Source organism: Pseudomonas sp. SDT291_1_S447, from assembly GCF_054070155.1.
Window position 1 is genome coordinate 1 of record NZ_JBSVXS010000297.1, and the last position, 474, is coordinate 474.

Annotated in this window: 1 pseudogene; it reads right to left on the minus strand. The window is 62.2% G+C overall.

The features are described 5' to 3' along the window. Nucleotides 1-449, minus strand: a pseudogene (locus tag ACW9IR_RS29630) (hypothetical protein); the annotation flags it as partial. Between the last annotated feature and the right edge of the window lie 25 nt (nucleotides 450-474).

Consider the following 474-nt stretch of genomic DNA (forward strand, 5'->3'; position numbering starts at 1 on the left):
ATCTCCTTGGGAATCGTCATGATCAGCTTGGAATGCCCGCCATCACCGTTGTCGTCATGGCCGCCGGGGCGCGTGAGTTTGACCAGCACCTGCATGACTTCGGACGCTTGATCCGTGCCGCCCAACGGCTTGACCACATAGGACACCGCAAAGCGGCCATCGACCATGTGCCGGGACGGCACGAACATGCGCAACTGCGTGTTGACCTCGGTCTTGTCGACGGTTTCCACCCAGACGTTCTGCCCGGTGCCCCAGAAGATCGTCAACCTGTCGCCTTCCGCCATGTTGCCCCACGGTCCCGCCTGGCACAGCAGGCCGTTAAGGGGAAAATTGCCCAGCGCGGCCGCGATGTTGATGCCCCAGATGTCGGGATCCTGCGATACCGGGTCTTTGCTGCGACCGGGAATGTTGAGTTCTGTGAGGGCGAGAGGCTGATCAGGCGTCGACATGGCATCGGCTCCGTGCGGGAAGGGG